This is a genomic window from Rhizobium sp. NLR16a, from assembly GCF_017948245.1.
Classification (GTDB): Bacteria; Pseudomonadota; Alphaproteobacteria; order Rhizobiales; family Rhizobiaceae; genus Rhizobium.
This window is the reverse complement of record NZ_CP072866.1, coordinates 96634-112894: the sequence shown is the minus strand read 5'-3', so window position 1 is coordinate 112894 and position 16261 is coordinate 96634. Positions and strand designations below refer to the sequence as shown.

Annotated in this window: 20 protein-coding genes; 10 read left to right on the top strand and 10 right to left on the bottom strand. The window is 60.0% G+C overall.

Features of this window, described 5'->3' with window-relative positions; genetic code table 11:
• Positions 1-49: 49 nt before the first annotated feature.
• From J7U39_RS20240 to J7U39_RS20230, 3 genes are all read right to left on the bottom strand, one after another.
• Positions 50-232, bottom strand: a complete 183-nt coding sequence (locus J7U39_RS20240) for a hypothetical protein (protein WP_210632044.1) — start codon at positions 230-232, stop codon at positions 50-52.
• Positions 229-507: a hypothetical protein gene (locus tag J7U39_RS20235; protein WP_247241773.1), complete on the bottom strand. Its 279-nt coding sequence runs from the start codon at positions 505-507 to the stop codon at positions 229-231. The genes J7U39_RS20240 and J7U39_RS20235 overlap by 4 nt, the downstream gene beginning before the upstream one ends.
• Positions 508-666: 159 nt before the next feature.
• Entirely contained in the window at positions 667-1038 is a 372-nt protein-coding gene (locus J7U39_RS20230; protein ID WP_210632043.1) for a hypothetical protein, read from the bottom strand.
• A 273-nt stretch (positions 1039-1311) separates the two neighbouring features.
• Here J7U39_RS20230 and J7U39_RS20225 point away from each other — a divergent pair, with 273 nt between their 5' ends.
• The 3 genes from J7U39_RS20225 (at position 1312) to J7U39_RS20215 (ending at position 2255) form a co-directional block, all read left to right on the top strand.
• The gene (locus J7U39_RS20225; protein WP_210632042.1) at positions 1312-1611 is read left to right on the top strand and encodes a hypothetical protein; all 300 of its coding nucleotides are present in this window, start codon (positions 1312-1314) and stop codon (positions 1609-1611) included.
• Positions 1604-1900, top strand: coding sequence for a hypothetical protein (locus J7U39_RS20220; protein ID WP_210632041.1), 297 nt, complete (start codon positions 1604-1606; stop codon positions 1898-1900). Before J7U39_RS20225 ends, J7U39_RS20220 begins: the two co-directional genes overlap by 8 nt.
• A 115-nt stretch (positions 1901-2015) precedes the next feature.
• Positions 2016-2255: a hypothetical protein gene (locus J7U39_RS20215; RefSeq protein WP_210632040.1), complete on the top strand. Its 240-nt coding sequence runs from the start codon at positions 2016-2018 to the stop codon at positions 2253-2255.
• Here J7U39_RS20215 and J7U39_RS20210 read toward each other — a convergent pair.
• Entirely contained in the window at positions 2239-2979 is a 741-nt protein-coding gene (locus tag J7U39_RS20210; RefSeq protein WP_210632039.1) for a Crp/Fnr family transcriptional regulator, read from the bottom strand. The two genes, J7U39_RS20215 and J7U39_RS20210, sit on opposite strands and share 17 nt — an antisense overlap.
• A gap of 186 nt (positions 2980-3165) precedes the next feature.
• Entirely contained in the window at positions 3166-4539 is a 1374-nt protein-coding gene (locus J7U39_RS20205; protein ID WP_210632038.1) for a PAS domain S-box protein, read from the bottom strand.
• Between the two features lie 235 nt (positions 4540-4774).
• On the opposite strand from J7U39_RS20205, the gene J7U39_RS20200 reads away from it, so the two are divergent.
• From J7U39_RS20200 to J7U39_RS20175, 6 genes are all read left to right on the top strand, one after another.
• Complete coding sequence (locus tag J7U39_RS20200; RefSeq protein ID WP_210632037.1) at positions 4775-5503, top strand: Crp/Fnr family transcriptional regulator; 729 nt, start codon at positions 4775-4777, stop codon at positions 5501-5503.
• A 480-nt stretch (positions 5504-5983) separates the two neighbouring features.
• Positions 5984-6742 carry a FadR/GntR family transcriptional regulator gene (locus J7U39_RS20195; protein WP_210632036.1) on the top strand — a complete coding sequence of 253 codons (759 nt, stop codon included), beginning with the start codon at positions 5984-5986 and terminating at the stop codon, positions 6740-6742.
• A 24-nt stretch (positions 6743-6766) separates the two neighbouring features.
• Entirely contained in the window at positions 6767-7741 is a 975-nt protein-coding gene (locus J7U39_RS20190) for a sialic acid TRAP transporter substrate-binding protein SiaP (protein ID WP_210632035.1), read from the top strand.
• Between the two features lie 163 nt (positions 7742-7904).
• The gene (locus tag J7U39_RS20185) at positions 7905-8477 is read left to right on the top strand and encodes a TRAP transporter small permease (RefSeq protein ID WP_210632034.1); all 573 of its coding nucleotides are present in this window, start codon (positions 7905-7907) and stop codon (positions 8475-8477) included.
• A 4-nt stretch (positions 8478-8481) separates the two neighbouring features.
• Entirely contained in the window at positions 8482-9888 is a 1407-nt protein-coding gene (locus J7U39_RS20180) for a TRAP transporter large permease (protein ID WP_210632033.1), read from the top strand.
• Positions 9889-9897: 9 nt separating this feature from the next.
• Positions 9898-10932, top strand: coding sequence for an L-idonate 5-dehydrogenase (locus J7U39_RS20175; protein WP_210632032.1), 1035 nt, complete (start codon positions 9898-9900; stop codon positions 10930-10932).
• A 65-nt stretch (positions 10933-10997) separates the two neighbouring features.
• Here J7U39_RS20175 and J7U39_RS20170 read toward each other — a convergent pair whose 3' ends face one another.
• The 5 genes from J7U39_RS20170 to J7U39_RS20150 all read right to left on the bottom strand — a co-directional run bounded on the left by J7U39_RS20170 (position 10998) and on the right by J7U39_RS20150 (position 14930).
• On the bottom strand, positions 10998-11411 hold the full coding sequence (locus J7U39_RS20170; protein ID WP_210632031.1) for a curlin: 414 nt from the start codon (positions 11409-11411) through the stop codon (positions 10998-11000).
• A gap of 171 nt (positions 11412-11582) precedes the next feature.
• On the bottom strand, positions 11583-11981 hold the full coding sequence (gene csgH, locus J7U39_RS20165; RefSeq protein ID WP_210632030.1) for a curli-like amyloid fiber formation chaperone CsgH: 399 nt from the start codon (positions 11979-11981) through the stop codon (positions 11583-11585).
• A gap of 62 nt (positions 11982-12043) precedes the next feature.
• Positions 12044-12481, bottom strand: coding sequence for a curlin (locus tag J7U39_RS20160; RefSeq protein ID WP_210632029.1), 438 nt, complete (start codon positions 12479-12481; stop codon positions 12044-12046).
• Between the two features lie 336 nt (positions 12482-12817).
• On the bottom strand, positions 12818-13915 hold the full coding sequence (locus J7U39_RS20155) for a PHB depolymerase family esterase (RefSeq protein ID WP_210632028.1): 1098 nt from the start codon (positions 13913-13915) through the stop codon (positions 12818-12820).
• 121 nt (positions 13916-14036) lie between these two features.
• Positions 14037-14930, bottom strand: coding sequence for an alpha/beta hydrolase (locus tag J7U39_RS20150; protein ID WP_210632027.1), 894 nt, complete (start codon positions 14928-14930; stop codon positions 14037-14039).
• 297 nt (positions 14931-15227) lie between these two features.
• Here J7U39_RS20150 and J7U39_RS20145 point away from each other — a divergent pair, with 297 nt between their 5' ends.
• Positions 15228-15632 carry a hypothetical protein gene (locus tag J7U39_RS20145; RefSeq protein ID WP_210632026.1) on the top strand — a complete coding sequence of 135 codons (405 nt, stop codon included), beginning with the start codon at positions 15228-15230 and terminating at the stop codon, positions 15630-15632.
• Positions 15633-16261 lie beyond the last annotated feature (629 nt).

Here is a 16261-nt window from a genome sequence, read left to right as displayed (position 1 = left end):
AAGGTGCAGGTTCCGCAGCCGACGGTGTTTTCGGCGGACCGGCGGTGGATCAGCCTGATCCTGGCGTGATGCTCTTGTCGTCCTTCTCGGACAGCGCGCCGGCGCCGGGCGTTTTGCTTTCGTCTATGAGATGATCCTTGGCGTGAGGGCCGGCGGGCGGGTTTTTCCTCGCATCAGCGGTTTCCTTTTCGGTTCCTTCGATGTCGGCTCGCGCTTTTTCACCGTCATTCATGAGCTGCTCCTCGTCAGATTGAGATGACCGAGCGGCCGTTTCGATCTCCGCCCCGCCGTGATGGCAGCAGTTCGGGAGAGCCCCTTTTTTGCCGACGCCAGACGGCCGACCGACAGCAGCTTGACCTCGTCAGTCAAACCGTGGCGATAAAGGCGAATGAGCAGAGCGGCGACCTCCTGCATTTCAGGCGAACGCACGGCTTTGCCGGCCTCGCGGCAGATCACATCCAAGACGATTTGCAGACGCTTAAGATCGGCTGAATCGAGCGCTTTCAAATGGATGGACTGAGAATCGAGCATGACCCTGGTCCCTAAGCTTTTCACCGTGCGTTTTTTGAATAATGGGACTCTATTGCAGCCGAAACAACTCCTCGTCCTCCATTGTACGGAAGCGGACATCCACCGCATCGCGCGCCCGAAGGGACGCGAGGCGCTTTAGTGATAATAGGACGAGTCCCCTCCGAACAGAGCGGCGATCATCGCGTCCACGTCGGAAGGACGCCCACTGACAACAAAGCCGCCCGGCGGTGTTTCGGATCGCTCGTCATAGGCAAAGATGAAAGGAATCCGCCGTGTCTCCAACCAATCATTTATCCAGAGCATGGCCTCGTCGGAAATCGTCACATCGATGATCACCGCATCGAACAGGAGGCCCTCGCTCAAGCATTCCATGGCGCTGGAGATGACAACGGGGCCGGCGAGCACCGCCTGGCGCGCGATCAACGCCTTTCTTGCACCGTCCGAAAGGAAGCCGGCTTCACCAATGATAAGGATCGTCTTGCCGGCGACCGGACTGAGCGACTTCATGGCGGACGCCTACTGTAATCCAGGTTTTAGGGTGATCATGCTGTTCAATGGCGGTTAGAAACATAGGCGGGTCCGCGCCTGTATCGTGCCTACCATATTCGAGCCTGTCATGCGACGTTCATTTTTCCCTGACCGCCGAACCCTTGCCGGGCCGCCTTGTTCCCCGGCGGTTGGGATCGGGGCGCCGGCCGTGCGATCCGTACGTTTTCGCACCAGCTGTTGAAATCGATGACCCTAAGTTTAGGATCGTCGCATATAAGGGGAGGAACGCGGATGATGCAGCACGCGGGAATCACGAAGCCGCCGTTACAGCCCGACGACGTGGCAATGCTGACCTCGGTCCTTGAAGACTGGTGCCAGGAAAAATCATGCGGGATCGCCAGCCCGGCAGCCGAACATATTGCCAGAGAACTCGTATCCTGGTTCGAATGCGGCATTCGAGACAAGCATAGGCTCGCAGGCCTGATGCGGCATGTGTATCTGGATCCAGAGGACCTGCTCGTCACCCCGGATGCACCGGCCTGCGCACATGTGCGCGAGAATGCCGGGCGGGCGGATGGGCACGATGGATAGAACCCGGCAAAGTGCTCCTGCCCCGGCAGGTCATTCCGAACTCGGTTTTGTCGATCGGCAGATCGCTCTGCGACAGATCGTTGCCGATCTTAGAAATCTGCGCGATGGAGTGCCGGACAACTTCGGTCGAGCTCCGGCTCTCGATCGTCTGCCTCGCATGATCGACGCTTCGGTCATATCGATTGCCAAAGCGGATGACGAGGAATGGGAGATCATTCTTATGGAGCTCCTCGATCTTCGCGCGACGATGACGCGTCTTGCCACTGGCGGCGCCGAAACGTCCCACTGATTTCGACAGCAGGATTTGAAACGAGGATATTGTCGCCGTTGAAGGGCGCCCTGGTTCTTTTCCAAGGAACCTTAAGACAGGCTATGGCATTGATTCTGCAACGATGGGGCGGCTGATGCCAAGATTTTATTTTAATGTCGTTTCAGACACCGGCACGGTCGTTGATCCCGATGGTTCGGAACTGGCAACCATTGAAGACGCCAGGCGCGAAGCCGTTCAGGATGCAAGAGCCCTCATGAGTCAGGCAATTCTTTCGGGAAAAGACATCTCAGCGAGAAAGATCTACATCTGCGACGAACAGGGGACCCTGCTTCTGATCGTGCCTTTCGCCGATACGATCAGGAGTGCCGATTAGTGGGGCGCCGGATCGGCAGACCGATCAAACGTTGATATTCGCGCTCCGGAACGCCGTAGCAGCCGGCTGCGATTTCTTCCAGCCGGTCCCTGTCGAGGATCCTGACATTGGCGCGCGTCGACCTGATCGCTCGAAGACCTTCGATGACGTGCAATTCGTTGGTGACGCCTGCGCGGCGCACGCCGAGCATGATGGCCAGCAGTTCATGCGTCAGCGGCAGGTCGCTGCCATTCAGCCGGTCGTGGCACATCAGCAGCCAGCGGGCGAGCCGCTCGTGCATGTTGTAGCGCCCGTTCGCAAGCGCTGACTGGGCCAGCTGAATGTCGCAGCAATGCATGTATTTGAGGAACAGTTCGTTGGCGACCGGAAATTCCGCCAGCACCTGCTTGAAGCTTTTCACCGACACCTGCACGCCGGAGCCGGCGACCTGAACGAAGGTGCGGTTGGGTGTCGTATCCGTTCTCAGCAGGACATGGAGGCCGGACATGCCGTCATGTCCGATGTGACCGACCTCAACGGCTTCGTCATCGCCATTGGCGGCCACCATTGAGGCAAGACCGCCTTCGATGAAACAGACATACTCGTTCGGCTGATCGGCTTCGACCAGAACACGTCTGGCCGGAAGTTCGATCAGACTGCCATCGCCGGTGAGCTTTTGGAATGCCTCGGCCGGCAGGGCCTTCAACAGCAGATTCCGAATATCGCTTTGGTCCGGTACGCGCATGCGCTTCTCCTGGCGGGAGACAGCCCGTGCTCATACCGACGCCTCTTTGGCGGTAATGAGAGCTATATGGGTCACGCGCGCAATGATGACCATCTTCATATAAGTTTTGTACGGTTCTGACAAAAGCCGAGCCATAGTCCCAGGCGCACCGCTTCTGGATAATTTCCTGCCCGACACGGAACGCTCTCAAACCTCCCTCGGCAGCCTGATCACGAACCCCGTGCCGGGCTCCCGGTTTTCGATGTGAAGCTCGGCCCTCAGTTGCTGCACCAACGCCCGCACGATCTTCATTCCGAGGCTTTTTCCGCCGTTCTCGCCGGACAGCGCTTCCGGCGGCAGTCCTCGTCCGTCGTCGGCGATCTCCAGGCAGATCTCGTCGGCAATGCTCCGGGCGCTGACCGTGACGGCGCCTGCTACCTCGGCATAAGCGTGTTTGAAAGCATTGGTTACCAGTTCGTTGACGAGGAGGGCGATCTGGATCGCACGGTCGGCATCGATCATGCATGGATCGGCGACGACCGACACCGTGTGGCCGGAGGTCGATTGCTGCAGGCGTTGGCAAAGGCTGGACAGGAAATCGGCCAGATCCACCGTTTCGATATCAGGCTGGCGCCACAATTGGTCGTGCACCTGGGCAATGGTTCCGACTCGCGCTTCAGCATCCCGAAGCGCCTGTCCGACCTCCTCCTGTTTGGTCGAACGGGCCTGCATGGCGAGCATGGCCGCAACCAGAGCCAGGCTGTTCTTGACGCGATGGCTCATCTCCCGCAGCATGATCTGCTGATGCTCGTCGGCGAAATGCCGCTCGGTATCGTCCCGGAGCACTTTGAGAAAACCGGCGCGCTGGGCGCGCAGCGGCATGGTCAAGCCGCTGCCCCAGAATGTCGAGCCGTCCTTACGCAAGTGGAACCGCTCGTTCTCGGCGCGGCCGCGCTCGGCCGCCGCCTCCATCTCGCGCTCCAGCGCGCCCTCTTCGCGGTCCTCAGGAACGAACAGGATGCGGGCGTCGCGACCGAGGATCTCGCTCTCCTCGTAGCCGAAGATGCGGCACGCGCCGGTGTTCCAGCTGATGATCCGCCCATCGCGGCCGAAGGCGAAGATCGCATAGTCGATCGCGCTTTTGAGAATAAGCTGGAGGCGCTCTTCGCTGGCGCGCCGAGCTTCGTCCTCATGCAGCATCTGCGTTCGGTCGCGGACGATTTTCAGAAGGCCATAGGTCTCGCCGGCATCGTTGCGAAGCGGCATCATCAGTCCCGAAGCCCAGAACGAACTGCCGTCCTTTCTCACATGCCAGCGATTGTCGTCGGCGCGGCCGGTGGTCAAGGCAAGCCTGATCTCCTTAAGCATTGCCCCGGCAAGCTGATCCTCGAACGTAAAGATCACGGCACCGCTCTGTCCGATGATTTCGGATCCCGAATAGCCGAAGATTTTTTCGGCACCCGCGCTCCACGTCATGACAGTGCCATTGCGATCCATTGCAAAAATTGCATAATCCCGGGCGCTCTCGACGATGTGCCGATAGATTTCAGTCTCGTTGCTCGGGAGGGGATATTGATCCATGCCAGCGCGCCCCGCTATTGCCGTCGACTACATTAGCACTTGCTACAGGAAATTTCTCGGACGCGTGCGGTTGCGTACAAAACTCCTCCACGAAGCCTTCTGCCGATCATGAGAGATAAGCCTCAGCGCCTTGCAATCGGCCATTCCGGGGTTCATAATTTTGCGTAGGGCTGAGCGCATCTGTGGTGCTGACGGCCGAGAGACAGTGTCCTCTTGCCAAACAAAGGGCAGAGTGATGCGAGCGTTCGAAAGCGAAAATCTCATTCTGTCGCAGTTGGCGGATCCGGAGCTTCTGGCTCTGGAGCGCATACTGGAACCGCTTCTTCTCCCGCGCGACTTCGAGCTCGTCCATTTGGGTATGCCGGTCAGTCATTATTATTTCCTGGAAACCGGCATTGCTTCCATGGTGGCGACGAGTCCCCAGGGCAGGAAAGCCGAGATCGGCGTGCTCGGCAGGGACGGGATGTCGCCGCCGGCTCTGACGGCGGACGCGGAGCGGTTTTCATTCGATGTCATGATGCAGGTTGGCGGTCACGGGCGCCGTGTGGAAGCCAGCGCTCTGGCATGCTTCCTCGCCGACCGGCCCGCCGTCCGCCGGCTACTCTCGCGTTTTCTCCATAGTTTTTTCGCGCAGGTCGCCAACACCGCACTGTCCAACGCCATTCACAAGATCGACGTTCGGCTGGCGAAATGGCTTCTGATGTGCCATGACCGCCTCGATGGCGAAGGAATTGAAATCACCCATGAATATATGGCCACGATGCTGGGAGTCCGCCGCTCCAGCGTCACTGATGCCTTACACATCCTGGAGGGCGAGCATCTCATTTATTCCACCCGCGGCCTGGTAATCATCCGCAACCGCGCATCCCTCGAAGCCTTCGCAGCAGACGCCTACGACCTCCCTGGCATCACAGGACACGGCTGGCCGGTGATCGACCGCCCATCTCTGGCGCTGAGGCGCTGAAGCACGTCGAACAGGAGATCGACGATCTCTCAAGCGTCACTTTCCTGGCAGATCCTATTCGGTCGTCGCAGCCGCCGGAAGGCTGTTCTGCGACCCCTCCCTATCGGACGCGCGCGAAGGAGCCGTGGGCACCTTCTGAACATAGATACCGAGTCCGAGCGCACCGATGGCCACCGCAAAAGCGCCGGCGATGGCGGTAATCGATCGTCGCCCGCCCTGCTTTGATCATTCCGAAAGCAAGAGCAATTCCGAGAAGGGCCGCCCCTCCCGGTACTGCACAAGATAATTCATGATCATGCTCCCAATGTCGGGCCTCCGAACCCCGGAGGATGGTGAAGGTCCCCATGATTGCGACCCCGGGACATGCTCGCCGGAATTTCATGCGACGCATTGACGCATAAGTGACGCGGTGGTACGTATCAACTGGTCAGACCAGTTGACCAGCTGCGTGTTTGAGGAGAAGCCGCCGGGGAGGCCAGAATGTTTTCGCCCGTTGAATCGCGCCGCCTCTACAGGCAGGTAGCGGATCAGATTCGTTCGATGATTGCCTGCGGCGAGCTTGTCATCGGTCAGAAGCTGCCGGCCGAGCGCGATCTTGCGGAGCAACTGTCGGTATCACGCCCGACCGTGCGCGAGGCGCTGATCGTTCTCGAGGTTGAAGGCCTCGTCAACATCCGCATGGGCTCCGGCATCTATGTGGTACGCCGGCATGCGGTCAGCATGGCGGCGAGCGAAAGCGAGCCGGTGGAGGGACCTTTCGAATTGCTGCAGGCGCGCGCCATCATCGAATGCGCCATCGCCGAAGAGGCGGCAACCCGCGCCGGGCCGGAAGACATCGCCGTGCTCGACGAGGCGCTGATGCGCATGAGCAGCGGCCTCACCGATGCAGCGACGGTGCTCGCCGCCGACCGCGCCTTCCATACCGGCATTGCCGCCATTGTCGGCAATGCGACGTTGACCCGCGTGACCGGCGAGATGTTCGATCTTCGCATGACCCCTTATTTCGCGAAACTTGCGAGCCATTTCGAGGGGCCGACGACATGGCGCAGCGCTGTGGACGAGCACCGGGCCATCCGCGATGCAATTGCCGCCGGCGATGCCGCCGGCGCGAAGGCTGCGATGCGCAGCCATCTCACCTTATCACAGAAGAGATTTTCCGAGAGCTTCGGGGAGGAGTTCTCGGGAGAAGAGGAGCGCGGCCGCGACAAGGCGCCCGCGAAAGCAACCACCAAGACTTAAACCCGAGCTCGGGAGGAGAGAGCAATGAAGAGCAGACTGGCAACGATACTTTGCACCGCAGCCGCGATCATGGCGACGACGGCGGTCGCGCATGCCCAGACGGTATTGAAATGGGCGCATGTCTATGAAACCTCGGAGCCCTTCCACACGGATTCCGTCTGGGCCGCAGAAGAAATCGCCAAACGCACCGACGGGCGCTACAAGATCGAGGTCTATCCAGCCTCGCAGCTCGGCAAGGAAGCCGACATCAACCAGGGCCTCAAGCTCGGCACGGTCGATATCATCATCTCGGGATCGAGTTTTGCCGCACGCGACTACAAGCCGATCGGCGTCACCTACTTCCCCTATATCTTCCGTAATCCCGACCATCTGATCGCCTATACCAAGAGCGATGTCTTCAAGCGTCTCGCCAAGGGTTACGAGGACAAGACTGGCAACCATATCGCCGCCGTCAGCTATTACGGAACGCGCCATACGACCTCGAACAAGCCTATCGCCAAATGCGCCGACATGCAGGGCCTGAAGATCCGCGTGCCCGATGTTCCGGCCTATCTTGCCATGCCGCGCGCCTGCGGCGCCAACACGACACCGATCGCCTTCGCCGAAGTCTATCTGGCTCTGCAGAACGGCACGGTCGAGGCACAGGAAAACCCGCTGACGACGATCGAGGCGAAGAAGTTCTACGAGGTCCAGAAGAACATCATCCTCACCGGCCACATCGTCGACCACCTGAACACCGTGATCTCGAAGCAGCTGTGGGCGAAGCTCTCCGACGAGGACAAGAAGATCTTCGGCGAAGTGATGCAGCAGGCGGCCGAGCGCACGACCAAGACGATCGCCGGCAAGGAAAACAGCCTTGTTGCGACCTTCAAGGAAAAAGGCCTCAACGTCACCGAGGTCGACAAGGGCGATTTCGAGAAGAATGTGATGGAAAAGGTGAAGTTTGAGGACTTCGGCTATGAAAAGGCCGATTGGGAAGCGATCCGGGCGATTCAGTAGGAGCTCGCTCAGTGCCTTCTTCGTGCCCTTGACCCTAACTCTCTCCCCGCAAGCGGGGAGAAGGCGGCGGCAGCCGGATGAGGGGCCGTCCCGCCGAGCAACGAACGAAGGTCGCGCAGCCCAAGCGCCGCGCCCTTCTTCTCCAACCGCAACAAGGCCGAAAATGTCGCAAGAAATTCACACGCCAATCACGGCCGAGGAAATCGGTCACGAATTCGAAGGGCATGCGCCGACGGCGAACGTCTCGGACTATGCCGTCGAGGACTGGATCACGTTGATCGTCTTCTGGCTGATGGCCGGCTGCGTCTTCCTGCAGTTCTTCACGCGGTATGTGCTGAACGACAGCTATGCCTGGACCGAGGAAATCGCCATCAACTGCCTGATCGGCGTCGTCTTTCTCGGCGCCGTCATGTGCGTGCGCACCTCGAGGCATATCCAGGTAGACGTGTTCTATCACTATATGCCTGCAGGGCTGGCGCGCGTGCTCGCGACCTTCGTCGACATCGTCCGCATCGGTTTCTTCGCCTATGGCTGCACCCTGATGTGGCGTTACGTCGACATCGTCGCCGACGAGCAGATGGTCACCATCGACCTGCCGCGCAACATCGTCTTCTACTCGGTGCTCGTTGCCTTCGTGCTGATGCTGATCCGCGCGGTCATCGTCTTCATCGCCAATATGCGCCGCGGCTACTCCGTCCTGGAGCGCCCGGAAGAATTCCAATCCGTCGAAGGATGACCCGATGCTGCTGCTTCTTGGCTCGTTTCTGCTGCTGATGCTGGTCGGCGTACCCGTCGCCATTTCGATGGCCGTCGCCTCCGTGCTTTACATCGTCCTTTATGGCGTGGCGCCCGACATCATCGTCGCCCAACGCATGATCGCCGGCGTCGAAAGTTTTCCGCTGCTCGCCGTGCCCTTCTTCATCCTGGCCGGCAATCTGATGAATTCCGCCGGCGTCACCGGCCGCATCTATTCCTTCGCGGTCGCCCTGGTCGGCTGGATGAAGGGCGGGTTGGCGCAGGTCAATATCATCGGCTCCGTCATCTTCTCCGGCATGTCGGGCACAGCGCTCGCCGATGCCGCCGGCATCGGCACCATCGAGATCAAGGCGATGAAGGACCATGGCTATCCGGTCGAAGCGGCCGTCGGCGTCACGGCCGCCTCCGCCACACTCGGGCCGATCTTCCCGCCGTCCCTGCCCTTCGTCATCTACGGCATGATGGCGAACGTCTCGATCGGCGCACTTTTCATGGCCGGCATCCTGCCGGGCGTCGTCATGACGCTGCTGATGATGATCACCGTCGCCGCCTTCGCCTATCGCAAGCGCTGGGGCTCGGACGCGCCGTTCAATGTGCGCGAGCTCCTGTCGGCCGGCATGGAAATCGTCGTTGTCCTGATGGTGCCTATGGCGATTTATCTGATGATGGGCGCCGGCCTCTCGATGAATGCCGCGGCGGGCATTGCCCTTCTCGTGCTTCTGGCGCTCGACTGGTATTTCGGCTTCTCCGCCGTCATGGCGCTGATGACCCCGGTCATCCTGATCGGCGGCATGACGATGGGCTGGTTCACGCCGACGGAAGCCGCCGTCGCCGCCGTGCTCTGGTCGCTGTTCCTCGGCCTCGTGCGCTACCGCACGATGACGCTCTCGACGCTTGCCAAGGCAAGCTTCGACACGATCGAGACGACGGCATCCGTTTTGTTCATCGTTACCGCCGCATCGGTCTTCGCGTGGCTCTTGACGGTGAGCCAGGCCGCGCAGCTGCTGTCGGATGCGATCCTGTCGATCACCGACAATAAATGGGTGTTCCTGATCCTGGTGAACCTGCTGATGCTTTTCGTCGGCTGCTTCCTGGATACGATCGCGGCGATCACCATCCTCGTGCCGATCCTTCTGCCGATTGTCGCCAAGTTCGGCATCGATCCCGTCCAGTTCGGCCTGATCATGACGCTGAACCTGATGATCGGCTTGCTTCACCCACCGCTCGGCATGGTGTTGTTCGTGCTGTCACGGGTGGCGAAGCTCTCGGTCGAACGCACGACGATGGCGATCGTGCCTTGGCTCGTGCCGCTGTTCCTGGCGCTGCTCCTGATCACCTTCATTCCCGCCGTATCGCTCTGGCTGCCGCAGCAGCTCGGACTGTTGAGATAGGAGGCTAGGATGCAGACGCGTTTGGCGCGGCTTTACCAAAAAGGCGATCTCAGGGTCGAAATGGACACGGTTCCGGCTCCCGGTCCAGGCGAGGTGCTTCTCAAGATGGCGGCCGCGGGCATCTGCGGCTCCGACCTGCATTATTATCAGGACGGCGGCTTCGGGCCGGTCAGGGTGCGCGAGCCGATCATTCCCGGCCACGAGGCCTCGGGGAGGGTGAGCCAAGCGGGCGAGGGGGTCGAGCTCAAAGCCGGCACGCTGGTCGCAGTCAATCCAAGCCAGCCCTGCGGCCATTGCGAATATTGCTTGAAGCGACTGCCGATCCATTGCCTCGATATGCGCTTCATGGGAAGCGCGATGCGCCTGCCGCATGAGCAGGGCATGTTCCGGGAGTGGCTGGTGGTGCCGGCCCGGCAATGTTTCGAAATGGGAGCCGAGACGACCGCCGCGGAAGCGGCCTGCAGCGAGCCGCTCGCCGTCTGCCTGCATGCCGCATCGCGCGCCGCCGAGATCTCGGGCAAACGCGTCCTCGTCACCGGCGCCGGCCCGATCGGCTGCCTGATGGTTGCCGCCGCCCGTTATCATGGCGCGGCCGAGATCGTGGTGACCGACCTTGCCGATGCGGCGCTCGCACGGGCCAAAGCGATGGGCGCCAGCCGCACGATGAATGTTTCCGACGGGGCTGCGGCACTTGCCGAATTCGAGGCGGGTAAAGGGTATTTCGATCTCGTCTTCGAATGCTCGGCCGCCGCACCCGCGATCCGCAGTGCGATCGCCGCCATTCGGCCGCGCGGCACGATCGTGCAGGTCGGCGTCACCGGCGAGATCCCGGTCCCACTCAACGCCATTGTCGGCAAGGAGCTACATATCCACGGCACGCAGCGGTTCCACGAGGAATTCGCCACTGCCGCGGGGCTGATCGCAAGCCGCAAGATCGATGTCCTGCCGATCATCAGCCACAGCTTACCCTTGGAAGAAGTCGCCGCAGCCTTCACCCTTGCCGGCGACCGTGCGGTCGCCTGTAAGGTGCAGCTTACATTCTAGCGGCTTAAATATTCGCCGTAGAGGTATGGGCGCTGACTGGTCGCGCCCCAGCCTTGTGAACTGCCTTACCAGCCATAGCTGAAGGTAGCACCACCGCCGTTATCCCCATCCTGCACGACGTCCGTTTCAGTATTTCGCCCATACTGGAAAATGCCATAGGCATTGTTGTTGCCGTTCTGCTGCAAGGTCGCGGAATGACCATTGCCCCGTTGCCGGACGAACCCCAGGTTGCCGCGGCCAGCCTGAGCGATAGCGGCCGCGTTACCCCAGCCCCGCTGCCGGATGTCAGCATCTTTCAGACCTCGGTAGAGCGAATAGACGCGCAGCCCCGTTGAAAAAAGTCCGGCATCCTGAGCATTGTTCGGTGCGAGGTTGAGCGAGATCCGGCCGCCGGCATAGGCTGGCGCAGACACGGCTACCTGGCCGAGGCTCCCGGCAAGAAGGGTGATGGCAAGGATCTTAAACAAATTGCGAGTCATTCTGATCTCCATTTCCGGCTGCCTCAGCCGATGATCAACTTTCGCATCCTGCAGCTGAACCAAGTCGGAATTGCCCGTTCAGTTGTCGTTCAGTCGCTTCGTCCTGATTGAATGGAAAAGGACGCCGGAAACCGGCGCCCTTTCAGGAAGACTGCAGGTCATGGAGGCCGATTAGTTGCCGCCGATCTGCTTCGCGCAGCTGAAACTCTTATCCCCGACGACGACGTCCAGCGTGGCTTTGTATTTGGCTCCTTTCGAGTCGAGCGAGACCGAACCAAGAATTGCCGTGCGTCCCTCTGCGGCATCGAAATCGCCACTCTGGTTGATCGTGGAGCTTCCGCCGCCTCCCACTTTTTCGACATGGAAGGTGTAAGTCCCGCCGACATGCATGTCGGCGTGGACGAGTGCGTCCAGTCTCACCATACCAGCCCCAGGGGTTGCTTTGATTTCGCAAAGCTGCGCGCCGTCAGATGGGTCGGCAGTCGTCATGGCGGAAACCGCGCCGACGGGAAGCAGGACCAGCGCGAGAATCGTCATCGCGCGGCGCGGATGTTGGATGCAATTTGGCATGGTCGTTTCCTCTGATGGTCTGCTGTTGCGATCTTGACCTGTTTCACCGCATTTGCAGCCGCCTACGGGCAGGCCTGGACGAAGGCCGCGACATTGCCGTTGCCGCCCTGGCTGACATTGGCGCTGCAACCGTGGCCAACCTGGACGCCGGCCGCGATGTTGCCATTACCGTCCTGGGTAAGGATGGTCGTATGGCTGGAGCCGAATTGGCCAATTCCCGCTACGTTGCGGTTGCCACGCTGATAGGTGGCGCCATAGTTGTCGTTGCCTTCCTGACCGACAGCTGAAAGATTTCGATGACCATATTGACGGCCGAGAATCCGGTTGTAGCCACCGTTCTGGTAGGTTCTGATCCGGTTTTCGTATCCTTCCTGTGCCCCGCCGGCAGAGTTAGACCAGCCATATTGTTCGATACGAACATCATTGGCCATGGCGGGGCCGGCGGCGGTAATGCCGACGAGAGCGACGAGTGCGGTTGCAATGATAGACGTGCGGATCATGAATATGTCTCCTCAGGCGGATAAGACCGCGGTTGAACGTCTTTCTTCTAGACGCTCCCTTCGGAACGAAAGCTGAAGGCACCATTCAGTCGGGGTTCATTCGCGGAGATCGGCGCCCTCCTCGCGGCCAGATGACCTTGTTCAAATCGATACCCCTCGTGGTTTTTCCGATGGCCATTTTTACGCGCCCGAGCAAATGCGCTTAGTCTAGCACTTCAAGGCTCCGACCGACGCCGTGGCCGAAGAGAGCTGGTGCGCCCTATCCGTTTTGTTGATCACCGCACACTCGGTGCGGCTGGTTCCCTCCCCTCAGACCGGGACGGTATCCTCGTAAAGTCATCGAACAAGACCCGCGGCTTTGAGTGCATTGTAAATGGTGCGCGCTATCGAACTTGAGTTTGGCTGGCTTTCGGGGCCTTCTTTGCCGGAAGGAGACCTTACCTCGACGACTGCCCCTGGCAGGATGATTTCCCCATCGAAGCCGCCGCCGCTATTGTGAACCCGGAGCGACTCGACCTCATCTCTGCCGTCATGTTGCAGAATCTGCCAGAAACGGGCGATTTCCCTTGTTGACGATATGCCGGTCTCGAGCATGAACGGCCCTTCGACGCCGAGGCCACGTTCACCACGCGTCGCGAGCGGCACGCCATGCGCCATGCCGGCGATCTCGAATTGCTCGAGCACCTCGCGACCTGCCGAATCCACCCATATCTTGCGCTTGTTACCGTTGACATTCTTTATGGCCGGCGCCTTCTGAAGTGCATGGATCCGTCGCCACTGCTCGACGATCTGATCGCCGTTGCGCGGCTTGACAGTGTGATCATGAGTGCCGTGCCAGACCGACAAAGTGGGCCAAGGGCCGTCGTGTTCGGATGCGTTTCGAACAACTCGCTTCAGCTCATCGGGCGGCGATACCCTCTTTCCCTGCATCTGTTCGAAGGCGGCGGTCACCGTCGCTGCGCAGCCGTAGGGCAATCCGCCGATGACGGCGCCACCGGCAAAGATCTCGGGATAGGTCGCCAGCATGACGGCACTCATCGCACCGCCGGCGGACAGCCCGGTGACAAATATCTTGGCGGGGTCGATTTGACCTGCGGCGACCATTGCGATGATCATCTGGTAAATCGACAGAGCCTCCCCAGTACCTCGCCGGGTGTCTTCAGGCTGGAACCAGTTGAAGCAAAGGTTCTGGTTGTTTGCGCGTTGCTGCTCGGGATAAAGCAGCAGAAAACCTTCTTCGTCGGCAAGCCGAGACCAGCCGGAGCCCCGGTCGTACCCATCGGCATTTTGCGTGCAGCCATGAAGGACGACGACCAACGGTGCAAGGGGAAGGGGATTGCGCGGTTGGTATATGAAAGCTTTGAGATTGCCGGGGTTGTTTCCGAAGTTGCGAAGTTCGTTCAGACGGCGCGATTGTGAACGCTGGATTTTCATGTCGTTTCCTTCGCGTTTCAGGCACGAAGCTCGACTCTAACCAACGTGATGGCGAAAAGTCGCTGCGATGCAAAATAATTTCGCGGCGCAGCAAACCGCAGGCGATCATTCAAGGGCCCACTCACGCGACACCAGCCAAATGCTGCCGCTCAGAAGATTGCTGTACTCGCTCCCTCGCAAGGTCGCTCAGCATCTGTCGGGCTACGGCTGGCACAACATGATGCGGAAGGTGGCCGACGCCCTCGATCACCCTGACCGTCGGCCCCGGATGTTTCTGCCGAAGGCCATCGATATGCCAGGCCGGCTGAACTATGCGATCCTCCGAACCGAACAGGACGTGTAATGGAAGATTGCCGGGCAGCTGCGGCAGAAGTTCCATGTCTTTGTTGAAGGCCCGCAGCTCGTTAGCCATTGTTTCAATTGCGCCCGGATTGACCATATGAGCGGCCGGCAACACCGATAGCTGGGGAGGTAACGTGTTTGGACAGGATGACGACCGCAGACCACGCTCGAGAAAAAACGCTGCCCATCGGCTGATTACGTGCTGACGGATCATGGATCCCACCATCGGGGCAACGGCCGCCCGGAGGATGAGCAGCGGTTTTGGTGGGACGGGCCTGCAGCACGGCGAAATCAGCAGCAATCCGTTCACCAGTTCCGGCCGGCGCGCGGCCAGATGAAGTGCCGGTGCGCTGCCGATGGAGTGGGCTACGATCGAGACGCAATGCAGGTCCATTGCATCGATCAGGCGCTCAAGCCAAAAGGATTGGCCTACCGGTCCTCGTTCAGCGAGAGGAAGAGGGCTGCTGAAACCGTAGCCCGGACGATCGGGGGCCACCATTCGGAACGGGCTCTGAGCGAACGGAAGCAGAACCTCTTCACCCAGGCTCCCGCAGCCATGGAGGACAAGGACCGGTCTTGCGTTCATGTCGCCGCTCTCCAGAACATGCACCTGCTGCTTGTCAATCTGGTAAATCGTGCCGATCCGGGGGCGAAATGCCTGCTGCTTCAACATGATCCAACAAACGCCCGCGGTTGGTTCTCGGTTCCGCGACGCTTGTGGCTTAGTTCAACCAACCTGTTCCAGCCGGAGCGTGCCTGCGGGCAAGCCGCCGTAACAAGTTCCACTGACAGCTGTCATCCGGGTTAACCTGCTTCGCCCGCCGGCAATGTCGTCCAATGTCGCCTCGCTTCCCGGCAATATTTCTACTGTAACTCGGCAACGGGGCTGGCGCTCCAAAGATCTCCAATGCGCTCGTTCTCAGAAGCTTGAAAACATGCTAGGTTTCGTCGGCTACAGAGGGGAAAAACAATGCCACGCATCGCAAATCTTTACTTCAAGACCGCCATCATTTTTCTGATCGCCGGCATCTCGATCGGCCTTCACATGTCGATCTCAGGTAATCACGCACCGACCGGGGCCCATGCCCACGCCAACCTGCTCGGCTGGGTCACCATGGCGCTCTTCGGCGTTTACCACGCGCTCAATCCACACAAGGCCGAGAAGCGCCTGGCGATGATCCAGTACGTCGTCTACACCTTCGGTGTCGCGGTGCTGATCCCGTCCCTTTATCTGATGCTTTCCGGAAACACGGCGGTGGAACCGATTGTCGCCATTTCCTCGCTCATCGCCTTCGCCGGCGTGCTGATGTTCGCCGTCATCATCTTCTCGGGCAGCGAGGTTTCGAGGCCGGCCGGCGTCTCCCGGGCGAGCTGATCCAATCGGGATGAGCGACTATCTCGGTTGCCAGTTGCATGTTCGAATTTTCCTCGTGCGTCTCCTGCTTTTGCATTGAGAATGACCGGGAGCTTCGAGCCTGGCTTGGCAACCGTTGCTCGACGCGGCCAAATGCGGATCGTGCCAGGCTGCGACGTCTTGGATTCAGCCGATCGCTGTCACATTGGCTCCGCGAGGGCGGAGATCTCCTAGAATGCTCTGAGGCCCGTTTAGCAATCCGATCGCCAGGACATGAACGCGTTCGCGTCTGCTGGCAGGCTGCGATCCGTTCGATCGGAAGTGAGCCACGGTGACGCTTTTGGCACCGGGCTCATCTTGTATGCCGTCCGCCGCCTGCTTCAGGAAAATTAGATGGCCTCACGACAGGAGCACGTCAGGCCCGGGCCAGACCTCCCATTATTTCACGCGACGCAATAAACTCGCAATTATTCCCGCAATTGTGGATGTGAGGATGTGACGGCAATATTACCCCTGTCAGACGAACACAAGTTAGCTGAAGTTTTCAATAACGAAATCGCAGGACGAAGATGACCCAACCTCGCCATTCCATGACCCGCCGCGACGCGCTGTTGTCCATTGGCGCCGCTGCAGCAGCCATGGCAATTTCA

Excerpts from the sequence above, each read along its gene's own strand:
- J7U39_RS20180 (WP_210632033.1), top strand. The coding sequence starts at position 8,482 with ATGCTGCTGCTTCTTGGCTCGTTTCTGCTGCTGATGCTGGTCGGCGTA.
- csgH (WP_210632030.1), bottom strand. The coding sequence starts at position 11,981 with ATGCCAAATTGCATCCAACATCCGCGCCGCGCGATGACGATTCTCGCG.
- J7U39_RS20215 (WP_210632040.1), top strand. The coding sequence starts at position 2,016 with ATGCCAAGATTTTATTTTAATGTCGTTTCAGACACCGGCACGGTCGTT.
- J7U39_RS20225 (WP_210632042.1), top strand. The coding sequence starts at position 1,312 with ATGATGCAGCACGCGGGAATCACGAAGCCGCCGTTACAGCCCGACGAC.
- J7U39_RS20195 (WP_210632036.1), top strand. The coding sequence starts at position 5,984 with ATGTTTTCGCCCGTTGAATCGCGCCGCCTCTACAGGCAGGTAGCGGAT.
- J7U39_RS20190 (WP_210632035.1), top strand. The coding sequence starts at position 6,767 with ATGAAGAGCAGACTGGCAACGATACTTTGCACCGCAGCCGCGATCATG.
- J7U39_RS20205 (WP_210632038.1), bottom strand. The coding sequence starts at position 4,539 with ATGGATCAATATCCCCTCCCGAGCAACGAGACTGAAATCTATCGGCAC.
- J7U39_RS20150 (WP_210632027.1), bottom strand. The coding sequence starts at position 14,930 with ATGTTGAAGCAGCAGGCATTTCGCCCCCGGATCGGCACGATTTACCAG.
- J7U39_RS20200 (WP_210632037.1), top strand. The coding sequence starts at position 4,775 with ATGCGAGCGTTCGAAAGCGAAAATCTCATTCTGTCGCAGTTGGCGGAT.
- J7U39_RS20220 (WP_210632041.1), top strand. The coding sequence starts at position 1,604 with ATGGATAGAACCCGGCAAAGTGCTCCTGCCCCGGCAGGTCATTCCGAA.
- J7U39_RS20170 (WP_210632031.1), bottom strand. The coding sequence starts at position 11,411 with ATGACTCGCAATTTGTTTAAGATCCTTGCCATCACCCTTCTTGCCGGG.
- J7U39_RS20145 (WP_210632026.1), top strand. The coding sequence starts at position 15,228 with ATGCCACGCATCGCAAATCTTTACTTCAAGACCGCCATCATTTTTCTG.
- J7U39_RS20240 (WP_210632044.1), bottom strand. The coding sequence starts at position 232 with ATGAATGACGGTGAAAAAGCGCGAGCCGACATCGAAGGAACCGAAAAG.
- J7U39_RS20175 (WP_210632032.1), top strand. The coding sequence starts at position 9,898 with ATGCAGACGCGTTTGGCGCGGCTTTACCAAAAAGGCGATCTCAGGGTC.
- J7U39_RS20185 (WP_210632034.1), top strand. The coding sequence starts at position 7,905 with ATGTCGCAAGAAATTCACACGCCAATCACGGCCGAGGAAATCGGTCAC.
- J7U39_RS20210 (WP_210632039.1), bottom strand. The coding sequence starts at position 2,979 with ATGCGCGTACCGGACCAAAGCGATATTCGGAATCTGCTGTTGAAGGCC.
- J7U39_RS20230 (WP_210632043.1), bottom strand. The coding sequence starts at position 1,038 with ATGAAGTCGCTCAGTCCGGTCGCCGGCAAGACGATCCTTATCATTGGT.
- J7U39_RS20155 (WP_210632028.1), bottom strand. The coding sequence starts at position 13,915 with ATGAAAATCCAGCGTTCACAATCGCGCCGTCTGAACGAACTTCGCAAC.
- J7U39_RS20160 (WP_210632029.1), bottom strand. The coding sequence starts at position 12,481 with ATGATCCGCACGTCTATCATTGCAACCGCACTCGTCGCTCTCGTCGGC.